Genomic DNA, 864 nt, shown 5'->3' on the forward strand with positions numbered 1-864 from the left:
TTCCAGCACCCTGTTGATGATCTTGTCCGGAAAGGCAGAGCCCAGCTTTTCAACGGAAATCGCAAAAGTCACGGCCAGCAAGGACGCTTTGTCCGCCACGCTCAGGACGGCACCTTCAAGTTGCTTCACCCTCAGGTCAACGGCGGCCTCATAGGTCGCGATATCAAGGCCAAGCTTGCGAAAAAGTGGATGATCAGACCCGTCGACGCCAAAGGTCTGGCGCAGAATATCGACCGTATCGACGGCAATTTGCAGCAGGTCATGTTCGATATTCAGGGTGGTCAGCAGGGTGATGAAATCCGTCTGACCTGCCAAGAGGGCAGGGGTGATGCGGGTTTTGGGCGTTGCAAAGATCAGGTTTTCAGCGACAGGCAAGGTGGGATTAAAGCTGTCTTTGTCAAAGCTATGAACATATCTGTCCAGCTTGGCCGCTTTCAGTTTTTCGGCAACGCCCGATCGCAAATCCACCACTGCGGCTGCCAAAAAAGGGTAGGCTTTGGCGTCAAAACGCTGGTCCAGCCCCCGCGAAAACAGCGCCTTGTCAATTTGCATCCCCTTGATCAGCGCCAGCCACCATATGCGCAGCTCCCCCTCGTTTTCCATCTGAAGATCCGCCAGATCGAACCACAGGGCGTCCGAAGCATCGGTGCTGTTGCCCGCTTTCGCGCTTTCGATCGCCACGGGGGCCAAAGGGGTGCCGGTGTGGGGCCGCAAGCGAAGCGGGAGGATGACGTTATCACTGAAGCTGCCCAAAAACATCACCGGGCGGGAGGTCGCATAGCCCTCGCGCTTTGCAATCGTCGCCTGGTGCAGTTGTGATAGCGGTTGACCTGCAAGGCTGATCGCCCCTGCCGAGGGCATCAC

General features: G+C 57.1%; 1 pseudogene. It reads right to left on the minus strand.

Annotated features, from left to right (window positions below):
* Positions 1-864, minus strand: a pseudogene (locus tag QZ279_RS05310) (ABC transporter ATP-binding protein); the annotation flags it as partial.

The organism is Planktotalea sp., from assembly GCF_018607965.1.
In the GTDB taxonomy this organism is placed as follows: domain Bacteria; phylum Pseudomonadota; class Alphaproteobacteria; order Rhodobacterales; family Rhodobacteraceae; genus Planktotalea.